Raw genomic sequence first — 15,909 nt, 5'->3', positions numbered from 1 at the left:
GAAGCAGTCCCGGTGAAAGCAAGTATCCAGGAACGAATAGCACACGTTACGTGTATTGAGGGAAAGCAGCAATGCTTTACTTAGAGTGGAACCGCGGAATAACTTCGTCTCTATATTTATATAGAGACGATTTTTTACTTTATAGGAAATTGCTTTCCTGTAAAGTAAAAAATCGCTCCGCGAGAAAAATTACAGGCATGCATGCATAAAGGAAAGAATCTATACAGTGAACAGGAGGCTGTAATCATGGGTTTTATAAAAGAATTAAAAGAGGAATTTGAGATTATCAAGGAGCGTGATCCGGCATTAAAATCTCCAATGGAGGTTTTGCTTTATCCGTCATTTCGTGTTATGCTTAGTTATAGGCGTGCACATAAGCATTACCTGAAGGGACATTTCTTCCGGGCAAGATATATTTCACAGAAAGCAGCAAGAAAAACCGGAATTGAGATACATCCGGGCGCAGTAATTGGAAAAGGATTCTTTATCGACCATGGTACCGGCGTTATCATCGGAGAGACATCAATTATCGGAGATAATGTAACCTTATATCAGGGTGTAACCCTGGGCGGAACCGGTAAGGAAACCGGAAAACGTCATCCGACCTTAGAGGATAATGTAATGGTAAGTGCCGGAGCGAAAATCATCGGCTCCTTTACGGTAGGAGAGAATTCGAAAATCGGTGCCGGAAGTGTGGTAATTGAAGAGGTGCCGCCAAATTGTACCGTAGTAGGAGTTCCGGGACGAATCGTAAAACGTAACAATGTAAAAATTCCACGCAGCGATATGGATCAGTGCAATCTGCCGGACCCGGTACAGGAAGACATCAATGTATTGCAGCGGGAAAATTCAGAATTATGCAACCGTATCATTGATATGGAAAAAGAGATAAAAGCATTAAAGCAGGAAGTAGAAAAGAATTAAATAAGTAATTCCAGGAACGATGGAGGATAACATGGAGAACAACGTAAAGATTTTTAATACCCTTACAAGAAAAGTAGAGACCTTTGTGCCAAACGAAGATGGAAAAGTGAAAATGTATACCTGCGGACCAACCGTATATCATTTTGCACATATCGGAAATCTGCGCAGCTATATTATGGAAGATGTATTAGAGAAAACACTTCGCTATGCAGGTTATGATGTAAAGCGTGTCATGAACATAACAGACGTAGGACATCTTTCCAGTGATGCAGATACCGGTGAGGATAAAATGTTAAAGGGCGCAAAGCGTGAGCACAAGACCGTTATGGAGATTGCAAAGTATTATACCGATGCATTCTTTTCCGATTGCTCCAAATTAAATATCAAACGTCCGGATGTGGTAGAGCCGGCAACCAATTGTATCCCGGAATTTATTCATATGATAGAGGTACTTTTAGAGAAAGGCTATGCATATATTGCCGGAGAAAATGTATATTTTGATACATCAAAATTAGATGATTATTATGTATTCTCCAGCCAGAGCGAAAAAGAGCTGATGGTAGGTGTCCGTGATGACGTATCTGAGGATGAAAATAAGCGCAACAAGAGTGATTTTGTATTGTGGTTTACCAAGTCCAAATTCGATAACCAGGAACTGAAATGGGATAGTCCATGGGGCGTTGGTTATCCGGGCTGGCATATCGAGTGCTCCTGCATCAGCATGAAGCATTTAGGCGAATATATGGATATTCACTGTGGTGGTGTGGATAATATTTTCCCACATCATACCAATGAGATTGCACAGAGTGAAGCATATCTTGGACACAAATGGTGTAATTACTGGTTCCATGTGCATCATCTGAATGATAAATCAGGAAAAATGAGTAAATCCAAGGGAGATTTCCTGACCGTTTCCTTATTGGAAGAAAAAGGTTATCTGCCGCTGGTATATCGTATGTTCTGTCTGCAGTCCCATTACAGAAAGCCATTGGAATTCTCTTATGAAGTAATGGATAATATGGAAAATTCCTATGTAAAGCTTCGTAAGACCATTGCAAAACTGGATGCGTCTACAGAAGTAGAGCAGGATAAATTTGATGCATACAAAGAGAAATTCCTGCAGGCATTAGAGGATGATTTAAATACTTCCATGGCACTGACTGTAGTATATGAAGTATTGAAAGCCGATATGACCGATGCAACCAAGCTTGCACTGGTAAAAGATTTTGATTATGTATTATCTCTTGATTTAGCAGCGGGAGAAGTAGCAAATCCTGCCGATGAAATCGATGCAGATTTAGAAGCATATGTATTAGAAAAAATCGAAGAGCGTAAGGCTGCAAAGAAGGAAAAAGATTTTGCCAAAGCAGACGCAATTCGGAATGAACTTTTGGAAAAAGGAATTGTCTTAGAGGATACCAGAGAGGGTGTAAAATGGAAAAAGGCATAGATTCCCATATCAAAGAATATTTTGACCTGCCAAAGGTGGATGTAGCAACCTACTCCCCTTTGGCACTTGCCTACATAGGAGATGGCATTTATGACCTTGTCATAAGAAGCATTGTAGTTGGAAAAGGCAATACCAAGGCATCCCGTCTGCATCAGACCACCAGCCATCTGGTGAAAGCACATGCGCAGGCAACGATGATGGAGACACTGACTCCGATGCTTACGGAAGACGAAACGGAAATTTACCGCAGAGGCAGAAATGCCAAGTCTCCGACCATGGCAAAAAACGCAACTATGTCAGATTATCGCCGTGCCACCGGCTTTGAAGCATTGATGGGCTATTTATATCTGACGGATCAGTTTGAGCGGATTTTGGAATTGTCGAAAGAAGCAATCAGACACTATAATGTGAAGACCGGAAAGAATGATCTGGCAGGAGGAAAGTAGAATGGAAGAAATGCAGATGGAAAACAAACAGGCGGAAAGCACGAAGATAGAAGGAAGAAATGCAGTTTTAGAAGCATTTCGTTCCGGAAAAACCATAGACAAGCTGTTTGTATTAGATGGCTGTAAAGACGGTCCCATTCAGACCATTTTAAGAGAAGCGAAAAAGCATGATACGCTGGTACAGTTTGTGGCAAAAGAGCGTTTAGAGCAGTTGTCAGAGACGAAGAAGCATCAGGGTGTCATTGCCATGGCAGCAGCATTTTCTTATGCAACGGTAGAAGATATTTTAGAAAATGCCAGAAAGAAAAATGAAGCACCATTTGTCATTTTGCTGGATAATATTGAAGATCCGCACAATTTGGGCGCAATTATCCGTACTGCCAATCTGGCAGGTGCCCATGGCGTCATTATTCCAAAGCGCCGTGCAGTGGGACTGACCGCTACCGTAGCAAAGGCTTCTGCAGGAGCCATTTATTATACACCGGTAGCAAAGGTAACCAATCTTACCAATACCATCCGGGAATTAAAGGAGCAGGGCATGTGGTTTGTCTGTGCAGATATGGGTGGCACAACCATGTATGATCTGGATTTAAAAGGTTCTATCGGACTGGTTATCGGAAATGAAGGAGAAGGTGTCAGCAAATTAGTAAAAGAAAACTGTGACTTTGTGGCATCGATTCCAATGAAGGGAGATATTGACTCCTTAAATGCATCGGTAGCAACAGGTGTTTTAGCTTATGAAATTGTAAGACAGAGATTAAGTTAACAGGAGAGAGAGATGCAATCTTATCAGAATATGAGTGATGAGGAATTAATTGCAGCACTTCGTAGTGGTGAAAAAGAAATTACAGATTATCTGATGGACAAATACAAGAGTCTGGTTAAGAAAAAAGCAAAAGCACTTTATCTCATTGGTGGTGAGACGGACGATTTGATTCAGGAGGGAATGATTGGTCTGTTTAAAGCTGTCCGGGATTATCAGCCGGATAAAGACAGCAGCTTTTTTCATTTCGCAGACCTTTGTATTGCAAGGCAGATGTATACAGCGGTGGAGGCTTCCAATCGGAAAAAGCATGCACCGCTCAATTCGTATGTACCACTTTATGCAGATAGTGAGGATTCGGAAGGCAGGAATCTGGCGGATGTGTTAGAGACTATAGATGAGGCGAATCCGGAGAATTTATTTATCAGTCAGGAAGACCGGGAAGATTTCAAGCGGAAAGTAAATGAAACTTTAAGCAAAATGGAACAGGAAGTGTTGTCGTATTATCTGCAGGGCTTTCGCTATGAGCAGATTGCAGAAGCTATGGGAAAAGAGCCGAAGGCTGTGGATAATGCGTTGCAGCGTTTAAAGAAGAAGTTGAAAGGGAAGTAACAGCATGAAAAATATCATTCACATTTTTCGTAGGGACGTAAGAGGACTTTGCAGGAATTTTTTCGCACTGGTCATTGCAATCGGATTGTGTTTTATTCCATCTTTGTATGCATGGTTTAATATTTATTCCAACGAGGATCCTTATGCCAACACCGGAAATATCTATATTGCAGTGGCATCTGAAGATGAAGGAATGAAATTAGAGGATGGCACAACCGTCAACATGGGTGCTCAGGTGATTGACCAGTTGAAGGAGAATAAGTCCATAGGCTGGCAGTTTGTAGACAGCTCTGATGAAGCAATCAACGGAGTAGAAAGTGGAAAATATTATGCGGCAGTAGTTATTGGTGACCGCTTTTCCGAGAGCATGTTCAGCATCTTTTCTAAAGGACTGGAGAATCCGACCATTACATATTATGAGAATGAGAAGAAAAATGCCATTGCAACGAAAATTACCGATACTGCAGTGAGCACATTAAAGTCCAGTATCAATGAGACATTTCTTGAGACAGCGGCAAGTGCCATGTTTGCCCAGATGGATAATCTTTCTGAGAAAATAAGTGAAGATGGCGGTGTGGATGGATTCCGCCAGAAATTAGAGCAGCTCAGCCAGAATTTAAAGGACTATGATGCCATGATAGACAGCTTCCTGTCCGGAAATGAAGAACTGAGCGCAGGGATTGATGAAGCCAATTCCAGTGTGTCAAAGGTGGAAGATAAAATTGATTCAGCTGTAAATTCCCTGAATGGAACAAAGACACAATTAGACAGTACGGATACTACACTTTCAGATTTTTCCAAGAATGTGGAGACAACCTTAACGGATATTGAGAATTCTTTGAATAAGATTTCAACGGATATTACCAATGCCGGACTGGGAGATTCTGCCAAGAAGACAACTGAAAGTATTGAGACAACAACGAATGATATCAAGACTTTAAATGACCAGTTGCAGTTGCTTTATGGAGCAATCAGTGGACTCAAGACAGATGAGAGCTTTACGGACGAGCAGAAAACGGATATGGATGATGTGATGTCACAGATTGATGCGTTGAAGCAGGATGCAGAAGAAATGCAGAAGCTTTTAGAGACACTGATGCCGGACAATGCATCAGATGCAGTAAAAGATGCGGTAGATACTGTGACAGGCGGAATGAATACAGCATTGTCTACCTGCAGCAAGACCATTGAAAATATGAAGAATGTATACACCAATAATCTGGTGCCTGGAGTATCCGGAATATTGGATACGGCATCCCAGATACTGGTCAATGTAACCAATCTTTTGAATAATCTGAATAATACATTAGGTGACATGGAAACCATTTTCGATGGAACCTTAGATATGGTAGATGCTACAGATGAAAGCTTTACACAGATTCAGACATTGCTGCAGACCTGTGATACAAAGATAGAAGAGGCAATCAGCAAGCTGGATGAAGCATCGGAAGATGAACAGATGCAGATTATCATGGAACTTTTGGGCGGCGATCCGGAATCCTATGGTAGATTCTTTGCACAGCCGGTAAAAGTGGAGACAAAGCAGGTTTATGAGATTAAAAACTATGGTTCTGCGGTAGCACCATTTTATACGACACTGGCACTCTGGGTAGGCGGTATTGTACTGGTTTCCCTGATTAAAGTAAAGGCATCCGAAAAGGATTTGACCAATCCGAAGCGTTATCAGCTTTTCCTTGGAAGATATCTCATTTTCTTTGTGATGGGACAGATACAGGCATTGATTATTGTACTGGGCAATATTTATCTGTTGCATTGCCAGGTGAAGAATCCGGTATTGTTCTGGTTTGCGGCGTCGCTGACGAGCTTTACCTTTATCCTTTTAATCTATGCGCTGACACTCTCCTTTGGAGATATCGGAAAAGCACTGGTGGTTGTAATGGTTGTTATCCAGATTGCAGGTTCCGGTGGAACATATCCGATTGAGATATTGCCGGAATTTTACCGGCGGGTATATATTTTCTTCCCATTTCCATATGCTATTAATGCCATGCGTGAAACCATTGGCGGCATGTATGGCGGAGCCTATGAGAAGAATCTGGCAGAGCTTCTGATTTTCGCAGCAGCGGCATTGTTAATCGGACTGCTGATTCGCGTACCATTTATGGGTATCAATCATTTCGTAGAAAAGCGAATGAAAGATACGAAGATGATGTAAGAGAGCAGGTGAAGAGCAGATGGAAAAGAAAGAAGATTATGAAAAGCTTTATGACATGCTTTTAGGCTATGAGCAGGAGATTCATAAGAAGAACCAGAAACGTATCCGCATCGGATTGCGGTGCCTTATCATTATTCCACTGATTTTCCTGGCATTGTTATTCTGGACAGAAAGCTCAAAAATTGTATTTTTGATTCTGTGGATTGTATCGCTGTTTATTCTGGCAGGATATTTAATTTTCGTAGAATATTCGGACTATAAATTACAGGAAAAATTAAATGAGATTTCTAACCGGGAGCAACAGGAGAGAGATGCACTGATTGGCGATGGAATTGCCCAGGTAGAAGAACGGATTCGTACCGTACTTCAGACGGCAGAGCAGGAACTTTTAACGGATAGCACAAAGGAGTAGCAGAGGGATAACACATGAAAAATATTTTTAGAATCTTTTACCGGGATTTTAAGAGAGTCAGCACCAATGTGGTAGCAGTGGTTATTGTAATAGGTCTTTCTATTATTCCGTCACTGTACGCATGGTTTAATATATTGTCCAACTGGGACCCGTATGGACCGGAATCTACATCAAATCTTAAGATAGCAGTATATTCCGCAGATGAGGAAATTGACATGGGAGGTCTGTCTTTAAATATCGGAGACAGCGTCATTGATGCCCTGAAAGCCAATCAGACTATGGGCTGGCAGTTTACTGATACCATGGATGAAGCAACCGACGGTGTATACAGCAGTGAATATTATGCGGCACTGATTATTCCGGAGGATTTCTCCGAGAAAATGATAAGCTTCCTTAACGGAGAAGTACAGAATCCGCAGATTATTTATTATGAAAATGAGAAGAAAAATGCCATTGCACCAAAGATTACATCCAAGGCAAAAACGGCAGTGCAGGAACAGGTAAATGCAACCTTTGTCAGCACTCTGGCAGAAGTCATGTTAAAGGTAAATGATGTCATGGTAGAAAATGGAATGGATTCCGGCTCTATGATAAATCTTTTTCTGACACAGCTTAATGATTTAAGCGGAGATTTGGACGGCTATATTGCATTGCTGAATTCTTTTGTCAGCATTACCAATTCGGCATCCAGCCTGATTGATACGACACAGGTTATGCTGCCGAATCTGAATACGATGGTAGATGATGGTTCAAATACGGTAAATACCATGCAGGGAGCTTTGAATTCCGGCAGCCTTAATGCCAGTGCTTTGGCTGAGGTTATTTCAGCAAATCTTAATACAGCAGCCGACAGCCTTGACAACATCAATACGCTGATACAGAATGCCTTAGATCAGTTGGATAACTATGGTGATTTATCTTCCGGCGGACTACAGAGCGCAATTAATATGATGCCGCTGATCCGTCAGTTATTTGAAAATAGTGTGGCAGACTGGAAGGATGATGAAAGTGTTTCCGGTCAGATTGCAGAAATCGAGGCACAGTTAGATAAAATTGAAGCAGATTTAAACAGTGTCCAGAATAATGTCACAGATTTAAATACTGCAAAGGATACTTTAAACACTGAAATATCTACCGAAATAACTTCCTGTAAGACCAAAATAAAAGCTTTAAAAGATACGTTTGACTATTCGGTAAAAGGTCAGCTGGAGACAACCATTCAGTCCATGCAGGGGTCACTGAATCAGACACAGGCAATTTTAAATGGTGTCGATGGAGATTTTGATGAAGTATCGGAAGTATTGGATGCTTATAGTGAAACCCTCGATAAGGGAAATGAAAGCTTAAGTGATTCATTGGCAGCAGCACAGGAAATGAAGACCGGACTTGACAGTGTGATTACAAGTCTCAGTGCTCTGGAAATCAGTGACCAGTATCAGGCTTTGATGAAAATCTTAGAGACCGACCCGACTTTGTTAGGAGATTTCTTATCTTCTCCGGTCAATATGGAGACGAAAGAGATTTATCCGATTTCCAATTATGGTTCGGCAATGTCACCGTTCTATACGGTACTGGCATTGTGGGTAGGCGCGTTGATTCTGGTGGCAATCATTCATGTAAAGGTACTTCCGGATGAGAAAATACCGGATGCAAAACCTTACCAGAAATTCTTTGGAAGATATATTACATTCTTCCTGATTGGACAGGTGCAGGCATTGATTACTGCACTGGGAGATTTGTTTTATATTAAGATACAATGCCATAACCCATTCTTATTCTGGCTTGCCTGCGCATGCTGCAGCTTTGTATTTACCTTATTTATGTACGCATTAACGGTAGCCTTTGAAAATGTCGGAGAGGCTTTGGCGGTAGTCATTATGGTTATCCAGGTAGCAGGAGCAGGCGGTTCCTTCCCAATTGAAGTACTGCCGGCAATCTATCAGCGGATTTACCGTTTCTTCCCATTCCCTTATGGAATGGATGCACTCCGGGAGACCATCGGTGGTATGTATGGAATGACTTATTGGAAATGCCTCGGCATCTTGGGCATCTATATTATAATCTCACTTCTGATTGGACTTGTAATTGCAATTCCGTTCCGGAAGTTAAATATGAAGATTGAGCATAGCAAAGAAAAATCTGACATTATGCTGTAGAAAAGTATTGACAATCATAGCTCTCTATAGTATAGTATTACAAGTCGGGATTAGTTCCGACAGAATTGCTGGCATGGCTCAGTCGGTAGAGCGTCGCATTGGTAGTGCGGAGGTCACGGGTCCGATTCCCGTTGCCAGCTTAACTGGGAAAAAGGCTGTAACCCTTGAATTTTCAAGGGTTACAGCCTTTTTGGTGATTATGCAAATCGCATAAAACATATTAACATCCGAGTCTGAATAATTTGCAGATTGTGTTAAATAACTCGGAACAGCTATTGAAATTAAAACACATAGTTTCGTCCTCCTTATTTTCTTTGAAATCATGTCTTAGCTAAGTACAAATGAATTGTAACAAGTCTGTAACATTTTCACAATAGGAGTACATTGGAAACATGGGAAATATCTGGCCCTAGGATAAGCCGGGATGAGTTGGCTCTTTCTCAAGCTTTGCAAACCAGCTATTAACGGCCTTGCTTACCTCGTCACGTTTACGGAAAGGAATCTGCACAATGGAGTGGTCTTCCATAATAAGGTCGTGCTGTAGAATTCCGGTGACATGATTTAAGTTTACCAGATAGCTGCGGCCAACCGGAAGAAAACAGGCAACAGAGGCAAAGTCTTCGGTAAGCTGTGTCAGGTTTCCGGGAATCGTAAAAGTCTCTGATATAGCGTGCAGCAGGACATTGTGCTGCCCGGTTTCAAAAAAGAGAATATCTGAGTAAGGAAGAGAATATTCCTTCCTACGGACAGAAAAGGTAAATACTTCATTGGATTCCTCTAAAAGAGTATCGCAGCGGCTCATGGCATTGAGAAAATCTGTGTGTGAGTAAGGCTTTTGCAGATAGTAAAGAGCATTTACCTCATAGCTTGCCATGGCATGTTCCGTAGAAGAAGTGGTGAAAATAATGCCACCCTCATAGCCCAGTGAGCGAAGGATACGTGCTGTTTCCACACCGTCCTGGCTATTCATATAGATATCTAAAAACAGCAGAGCCGGATAACGCTTTTCTTCCTTATAATATTGAATCATCTCTTCGCCCGAAGAAAAAAGTAGAATCTCCATATTACAATGATGTTTCGTGGCATATGTATTCAGATGATGTTTCAGCCGTAAGGCATCGCTTTCAGAATCTTCGCATAAGTAAATCAGCATAATTATTCTCCTGTATATAAAAAGTAAAAAACACCGGATACGAAACAAGTATATCATATTGAAAGAAAATAAAAATCATTTTTTATCGACAATCAGGAAGATAAAATCACAATTTGGAAGAATTGGTTGCAAAATTTTAAGCGTTTTCTTAAAATAGAAACTGTGTGAACAAAAGAAATAGAATAAAAAAGGAGAGGAAATATGGGAAGAAACCGAAAAAAACGATGTCTGGCATTTTTGATGGCATTGACTATGATGACAGGCTTATTTATGGGAGATGCTGCCGGACTACTGGTAAAGGCAGAGGATACGCCGGCATCCGTTCAAATAGGAATTACAACATTAGAGACGGGCTGGTATGTGAAGGCGGTGGATCCTCCTTCTACACCGGGACCATCTGCAACGATTCGTGGCGTCGATAAAGTAGGGGAAGAACCGGAAAGTGGTGGTTATATTTATTTTGATAAAGATACGGCAACCATGACTGTATATAATGATATGGAGATTGCTACTTCCGGACCGAATCCGGTGACAGTAACAGGCGGAAACTTAACAATTTCCGGAGCAGGAAATTTTACTGTAGAAGGAACTTCTCCTGCATTTCTGTTAGCCGGAACCGGTGCTGCCGTTGTCACAAAGGATTTTACCGGAAATTTCAAGGTAACAAGTAATAGTAATGTAATAAACGGTGGCAGCAGATTTGAGATAGATACAACCGGTGATATTACACTGGAAACTGCATCAACGTCTTCAGAGCCAATTGCTTTGAGCAGTGGAGTGGTTGATTTAAGTGGAAAGAAAGTTACGATAACCGCACCATGTGGTATGATTGACAGTGGAGTATCCACACTGAACCTGACACAGACAGAAGGAGACCTTGCATTAAGTTCTGCATCTGATTATTATCCAATTTTCCATGCAGAAAATGTTACCCTGAAAAATACCGGTGGAAAGGTGGAACTGGAAAATACCAGCACAGGGGTGTTGACTGACAGTAATCTTACGATTGAAGCTGCAGGAGATATTTCTTTAAAATCAGCGAAGGGAATAACAAGCAAGAGTAATCCACAGGTGAGCTTAACTTCAACCAATGGGGATGTTACAATAGAACAGACTGCAAACTCTGTCATGCAAGATGGTAAGCTGACGATTCAGGCATTGGCAGGAGCAATAAGCATTTCAACCAATGCGACTGTACCGATGTTTCAGGCAGAACTTGATATAAAGGCAAAGAATGATGTGACACTGAAACAGAATGGAACAACAGATTCATCACTTACCTGGGGCGGAGCCGGTGGAAGTATTGAGAGTACCGATGGGAATATTACAATAGAACAGGAAGGCAGCACATATGTGATTTCAACTTTGAATGCAGTCGATCTGAATGCAGGTGGAACGGTTACGGTAAAGAGAAATACGGAAGGAACAGCATTAACTTCCATGGTGAACGGGATTCCTGCAACAGGTGTAATCCAGCTTGTAGACGGCACAAAGAAAGGAGCCATCGTAGATGGAACCGTATATACTGCCAGCGGATGTACGCATCCAAAGCGTATCAATGGAAAATGTGTTGTTTGTGATGACCAGGAGCCGGTGGCTGCTATTGTAGATGCCAGCGGAAATGTAACAAATTATAACAGTCTGTCCGATGCATTCCATAATGCCAATGAATACAATACCGTAAAACTATTCGTTGATTATAAGAACAGCAGTGAATCAATTGATTTATCCTCTGTATATAACGCTGTAAATCTTGATTTAAATGGGAAGAGTTTAACATTAGATGCATTCAATATCATGAATCACTTAAGCATTTCCAATGGAAAGATTAATCTGAGAATGCTCAATGATGCAAATACTAATCTTTCTGATAAATGTACATTAGAAAATGTGGAAGCGGATATCCATGAGATAAGTTGGACTGCAAATGGTGGTCTGGAATTAAAGAGCAGTAGACTTCATGTAGGTTCACAGGCATCCCCTTGCTCATTCTTTGTAGAAATGATTACAATAGCACCGGATGACGATTCTGTAATTACAGTAGAAAACATGATAAGTGGTCTGGCAAACTATAAAAATGTACCAGCAATGGAACAGGCATTGGACAAATTAATTCCTTTCGGATATTCAGTTTTTGTTGATTCTGATATTACAGTACTGGATGAATCCGGAAATCGTGCCAAAAATCTGGTGCTTCGTAATAAGAAGCTGGCAGAAGCGGACATTACTTTAAGCCCGGCTACCTTTGTCTATGATGGCACAGGAAAAGAGCCGGCTGTAACCGTAACGTATGATGGAATGACGTTAACGGAAGGAAGGGATTTTACGGTTACTTATGGGGACAATATTGAAGTGGGTGATACAGCTGCAGCAATTATCAGAGGTTCCCACTTTTTAGACAGTGTAACAAAATACTTCAGCATTACCAAAGCACATCGTGGAGCACCGACAGGACTTACCGCAGTGGCAGAAACCATTGATGGCAAAAATGATGGAAAGATTCGTGGCGTGAATGCGGAAATGGAATACAGTATTGATGGAACTACCTATACTGCAATTACAGAAAATGAATTGACCGGACTTGCCGATGGAACTTATCTGGTACGTTATCAGGAAACACGCAATTATTATGTGTCTCCTGCAACACAGGTTGTAGTAGAAAAAGGACTTCCTTCTTCCAGCAGCTTAAACCCGTCAAACCCGGGCGGCGAAAATAATCCGGAAAATACACCGAATGGAAGCACACCAAACGGAAATAATAATGGAACTACATTAATCGCCGGAAGTAATGTTGGTACAACATTGCCGGGCGTATCTTCGGTGCAGACACCGACAGCAACAGCATCCGGCAGCACACAGGTTAAAACCGGAGATGACAACCAGATATTCCTGTATCTTCTTGTACTGATTGCGGCAGCAGGAGTGGCTGCGGGAGCATATGGCAGATTAAATGCAGGACGCCGCATGAAATAAGTAAAAAAGATATATTTCGAAAATAGAAAAGGCATGAGATGAAAAATAAAAATGCTGTACTTTCAGAAATGGGAGTGCAGCATTTTTCTGTTGCAAAGAACATAAGGACGCGGTAAAATGTAGCGTAGTCAAAGAAGAGGAGATAGAAGATGCTGACACAGTTTTCAAGAACCGAACTATTGCTTGGAAAAGAAGCAATGGAAAAATTAAAGAATGCAAAGGTTGCAGTATTCGGAATCGGCGGAGTAGGTGGATATGTCTGCGAAGCACTGGTAAGAAGCGGAGTTGGAGCTTTTGATCTGATTGATGATGACAAGGTATGTCTGACGAATCTCAACCGTCAGATTATTGCAACCAGAAAGACCGTTGGAAAATATAAAACAGACGTCATGAAAGACCGTATTTTAGAGATTAATCCGGATGCCAGGGTAGAAGTGCATAAATGCTTTTTCCTGCCGGAAAATGCGGATGAATTTCCTTTTGAAGAGTATGATTATATCGTAGATGCAGTAGATACGGTAACAGCGAAGATTTCACTGGTTATGAAGGCACAGGAGATGAATGTACCGATTATCAGCAGTATGGGAGCTGGAAATAAGTTAGATGCCAGTCAGTTCCGTGTGGCAGATATTTATAAGACAAAGGTATGCCCACTGGCAAAAGTAATGCGCCGTGAGTTAAAGAAACGTGGCGTAAAGAAGCTTAAGGTAGTTTATTCCGAAGAGCAGCCAACCAGACCAGTCGAAGATATGGCAATCAGCTGTAGAACCAACTGTATCTGTCCGCCGGGAGCAGCTCATAAATGTACGGAGCGGCGTGATATTCCGGGCAGTGTGGCATTTGTGCCATCTGTCGCCGGACTGATTATCGCAGGTGAAGTAGTAAAGGATCTGGCAGCAAAATAAGAAACAGATAAAGAAAACCGGATGTGGAATCACATCCGGTTTTCCGTTTCTATTGATTTCCTTATCAGGAAAATTATTTCTGAGGACCAGCAGAAACAAGAGCTTTACCAGCTTCGTTTCCTTCGTATTTAGCAAAGTTCTTGATGAATCTGTCAGCAAGATCTAATGCTTTTGTCTCCCATTCAGAAGCATCTGCGTAAGTATCACGAGGATCTAAGATGCCTGAATCAACACCTGGAAGCTCGGTAGGAACTTCAAAGTTGAAGAATGGAATCTGTTTTGTAGGAGCACTTAAGATAGCTCCGCTTAAGATAGCATCGATGATACCACGGGTATCTTTGATGGAGATACGTTTTCCGGTTCCGTTCCATCCTGTATTTACGAGGTAAGCCTTAGCTCCGCTCTTTTCCATTTTCTTAACAAGCTCTGCAGCGTATTTTGTAGGATGCAGCTCTAAGAAAGCCTGTCCGAAACATGCTGAGAAAGTAGGTGTAGGCTCTGTGATTCCACGCTCTGTACCAGCAAGTTTTGCTGTAAATCCAGACAGGAAGTAGTACTGGGTCTGCTCTGGAGTTAAGATAGATACTGGAGGCAGTACTCCGAATGCATCTGCGGAAAGGAAGATAACATTCTTAGCTGCTGGAGCAGAAGAAATCGGGCGGACGATGTTCTCAATGTGGTTGATTGGGTAAGATACACGGGTGTTTTCTGTTACGCTCTTATCAGCGAAGTCGATTTTTCCGTTAGCATCTAATGTTACGTTCTCAAGAAGAGCGTCACGTCTGATTGCATTGTAGATATCCGGCTCGGAATCTTTGTCAAGGTCGATAACCTTAGCGTAGCATCCACCTTCGAAGTTGAATACGCCGTTGTCATCCCAACCATGCTCGTCATCACCGATTAAGAGACGCTTAGGATCGGTTGAAAGGGTTGTCTTACCTGTTCCGGAAAGTCCGAAGAAGATAGCGGTGTTTTCACCGTTCATATCTGTGTTAGCAGAGCAGTGCATGGAAGCGATGCCCTTTAATGGCAGAAAGTAGTTCATCATAGAGAACATACCTTTTTTCATTTCTCCGCCGTACCATGTATTAACGATAACCTGTTCACGGCTTGTAATGTTGAACATTACTGCTGTCTCAGAGTTTAATCCTAATTCTTTGTAGTTTTCAACTTTTGCTTTAGAAGCATTGTAAACGATGAAGTCCGGCTCAAAGTTCTTTAATTCTTCTTCAGTAGGCTGGATGAACATATTTGTTACGAAATGTGCCTGCCAAGCTACTTCTACGATGAAACGGATAGCCATACGGGTATCTTTGTTAGCACCACAGAAAGCATCTACTACATAAAGTTTTTTGTTAGAAAGTTCTTTGATAGCGATGTCTTTTACAGCACTCCATGCTTCCTCAGATGCTGGATGGTTGTCGTTCTTGTATTCATCAGATGTCCACCATACAGTGTCTTTGGAGTTCTTGTCCATAACGATGAATTTGTCTTTAGGGGAACGACCTGTATAAATACCAGTCATAACATTGACTGCGCCAAGTTCACTTTCCTGACCTTTTTCATAGCCTTCCAGTTCTGGCTTGGTCTCTTCTGCGAATAATGTTTCGTAGGATGGGTTGTAGACAATTTCTGTTGTTCCAGTAATGCCATACTTGCTTAAATTGATTTCTGCCATTTTGTTTTTACCTCTTTCCTTTAAATATAGTAATATGATAATCGCCCGCAAAAAGCAGGTTTTTATGATATCTTGACTGAGAAACTATAAATCCTAGTTACGTCATCATAATTATTATACATAAATAAGTCATAAAATCAATAAAAAAACTGCGAAATTTTTATAAAGTGAAGAAAGTTGAAAGATTTTCCCCCTAAAGAATTAGCCTCCTGCTTAAAAATGCTGCCATATAATTCGGCAGAAGTCCGTTGCGGCAGAACC

The 15,909-nt window shown here is 41.4% G+C and carries 12 protein-coding genes, 1 tRNA gene and 1 other annotated feature (1 of these 14 cut by a window edge); of the genes, 11 read left to right on the top strand and 2 right to left on the bottom strand.

The annotated features are described in order from the left end of the window. Nucleotides 1-115: a binding site (T-box leader), on the top strand; it begins 104 nt to the left of the window's first position. 131 nt (nt 116-246) lie between these two features. From epsC to OCV43_RS10190, 9 genes are all read left to right on the top strand, one after another. After that, nucleotides 247-924 (top strand): serine O-acetyltransferase EpsC, encoded by a 678-nt coding sequence (epsC, locus tag OCV43_RS10230; RefSeq protein WP_022242902.1) that lies wholly within the window; start codon nt 247-249, stop codon nt 922-924. A 31-nt stretch (nt 925-955) separates the two neighbouring features. After that, nucleotides 956-2,374 carry a cysteine--tRNA ligase gene (gene cysS, locus OCV43_RS10225; protein ID WP_022242901.1) on the top strand — a complete coding sequence of 473 codons (1,419 nt, stop codon included), beginning with the start codon at nt 956-958 and terminating at the stop codon, nt 2,372-2,374. After that, the gene (locus tag OCV43_RS10220) at nt 2,359-2,820 is read left to right on the top strand and encodes a Mini-ribonuclease 3 (protein WP_262624033.1); all 462 of its coding nucleotides are present in this window, start codon (nt 2,359-2,361) and stop codon (nt 2,818-2,820) included. The genes cysS and OCV43_RS10220 overlap by 16 nt, the downstream gene beginning before the upstream one ends. A 16-nt stretch (nt 2,821-2,836) precedes the next feature. After that, complete coding sequence (gene rlmB, locus OCV43_RS10215; RefSeq protein WP_262624043.1) at nt 2,837-3,586, top strand: 23S rRNA (guanosine(2251)-2'-O)-methyltransferase RlmB; 750 nt, start codon at nt 2,837-2,839, stop codon at nt 3,584-3,586. A 12-nt stretch (nt 3,587-3,598) separates the two neighbouring features. Beyond that, nucleotides 3,599-4,195: an RNA polymerase sporulation sigma factor SigH gene (sigH, locus tag OCV43_RS10210; RefSeq protein WP_022242898.1), complete on the top strand. Its 597-nt coding sequence runs from the start codon at nt 3,599-3,601 to the stop codon at nt 4,193-4,195. A gap of 4 nt (nt 4,196-4,199) precedes the next feature. Further along, nucleotides 4,200-6,371 (top strand): YhgE/Pip domain-containing protein, encoded by a 2,172-nt coding sequence (locus OCV43_RS10205; RefSeq protein ID WP_262624032.1) that lies wholly within the window; start codon nt 4,200-4,202, stop codon nt 6,369-6,371. Nucleotides 6,372-6,390: 19 nt separating this feature from the next. Beyond that, on the top strand, nt 6,391-6,783 hold the full coding sequence (locus tag OCV43_RS10200; protein WP_199534332.1) for a hypothetical protein: 393 nt from the start codon (nt 6,391-6,393) through the stop codon (nt 6,781-6,783). Between the two features lie 14 nt (nt 6,784-6,797). Next, nucleotides 6,798-8,939 carry a YhgE/Pip domain-containing protein gene (locus OCV43_RS10195; RefSeq protein WP_262624031.1) on the top strand — a complete coding sequence of 714 codons (2,142 nt, stop codon included), beginning with the start codon at nt 6,798-6,800 and terminating at the stop codon, nt 8,937-8,939. Nucleotides 8,940-9,006: 67 nt separating this feature from the next. Beyond that, nucleotides 9,007-9,079, top strand: a tRNA-Thr gene (locus tag OCV43_RS10190). A gap of 269 nt (nt 9,080-9,348) precedes the next feature. On the opposite strand, the gene OCV43_RS10185 is transcribed toward OCV43_RS10190, so the two are convergent. Beyond that, complete coding sequence (locus OCV43_RS10185) at nt 9,349-10,092, bottom strand: LytR/AlgR family response regulator transcription factor (protein WP_262624030.1); 744 nt, start codon at nt 10,090-10,092, stop codon at nt 9,349-9,351. A 201-nt stretch (nt 10,093-10,293) separates the two neighbouring features. On the opposite strand from OCV43_RS10185, the gene OCV43_RS10180 reads away from it, so the two are divergent. Next, nucleotides 10,294-13,065 (top strand): DUF4097 domain-containing protein, encoded by a 2,772-nt coding sequence (locus tag OCV43_RS10180; RefSeq protein WP_262624029.1) that lies wholly within the window; start codon nt 10,294-10,296, stop codon nt 13,063-13,065. Nucleotides 13,066-13,214: 149 nt separating this feature from the next. Beyond that, complete coding sequence (locus OCV43_RS10175) at nt 13,215-13,970, top strand: tRNA threonylcarbamoyladenosine dehydratase (RefSeq protein ID WP_022242242.1); 756 nt, start codon at nt 13,215-13,217, stop codon at nt 13,968-13,970. Nucleotides 13,971-14,043: 73 nt separating this feature from the next. Here OCV43_RS10175 and pckA read toward each other — a convergent pair whose 3' ends face one another. After that, nucleotides 14,044-15,648 (bottom strand): phosphoenolpyruvate carboxykinase (ATP), encoded by a 1,605-nt coding sequence (gene pckA, locus OCV43_RS10170; RefSeq protein WP_262624028.1) that lies wholly within the window; start codon nt 15,646-15,648, stop codon nt 14,044-14,046. Between the last annotated feature and the right edge of the window lie 261 nt (nt 15,649-15,909).

The organism is Roseburia amylophila, assembly GCF_025567465.1.
GTDB lineage: Bacteria > Bacillota > Clostridia > Lachnospirales > Lachnospiraceae > Roseburia_C > Roseburia_C amylophila.
The sequence above is the reverse complement of the archived record's forward strand: the minus strand, read 5'-3'. Positions and strand labels throughout refer to the sequence as shown.

Excerpts from the sequence above, each read along its gene's own strand:
- OCV43_RS10175 (WP_022242242.1), top strand. The coding sequence starts at position 13,215 with ATGCTGACACAGTTTTCAAGAACCGAACTATTGCTTGGAAAAGAAGCA.
- OCV43_RS10180 (WP_262624029.1), top strand. The coding sequence starts at position 10,294 with ATGGGAAGAAACCGAAAAAAACGATGTCTGGCATTTTTGATGGCATTG.
- rlmB (WP_262624043.1), top strand. The coding sequence starts at position 2,837 with ATGGAAAACAAACAGGCGGAAAGCACGAAGATAGAAGGAAGAAATGCA.
- sigH (WP_022242898.1), top strand. The coding sequence starts at position 3,599 with ATGCAATCTTATCAGAATATGAGTGATGAGGAATTAATTGCAGCACTT.
- OCV43_RS10200 (WP_199534332.1), top strand. The coding sequence starts at position 6,391 with ATGGAAAAGAAAGAAGATTATGAAAAGCTTTATGACATGCTTTTAGGC.
- OCV43_RS10195 (WP_262624031.1), top strand. The coding sequence starts at position 6,798 with ATGAAAAATATTTTTAGAATCTTTTACCGGGATTTTAAGAGAGTCAGC.
- OCV43_RS10220 (WP_262624033.1), top strand. The coding sequence starts at position 2,359 with ATGGAAAAAGGCATAGATTCCCATATCAAAGAATATTTTGACCTGCCA.
- pckA (WP_262624028.1), bottom strand. The coding sequence starts at position 15,648 with ATGGCAGAAATCAATTTAAGCAAGTATGGCATTACTGGAACAACAGAA.
- OCV43_RS10205 (WP_262624032.1), top strand. The coding sequence starts at position 4,200 with ATGAAAAATATCATTCACATTTTTCGTAGGGACGTAAGAGGACTTTGC.
- OCV43_RS10185 (WP_262624030.1), bottom strand. The coding sequence starts at position 10,092 with ATGCTGATTTACTTATGCGAAGATTCTGAAAGCGATGCCTTACGGCTG.
- cysS (WP_022242901.1), top strand. The coding sequence starts at position 956 with ATGGAGAACAACGTAAAGATTTTTAATACCCTTACAAGAAAAGTAGAG.
- epsC (WP_022242902.1), top strand. The coding sequence starts at position 247 with ATGGGTTTTATAAAAGAATTAAAAGAGGAATTTGAGATTATCAAGGAG.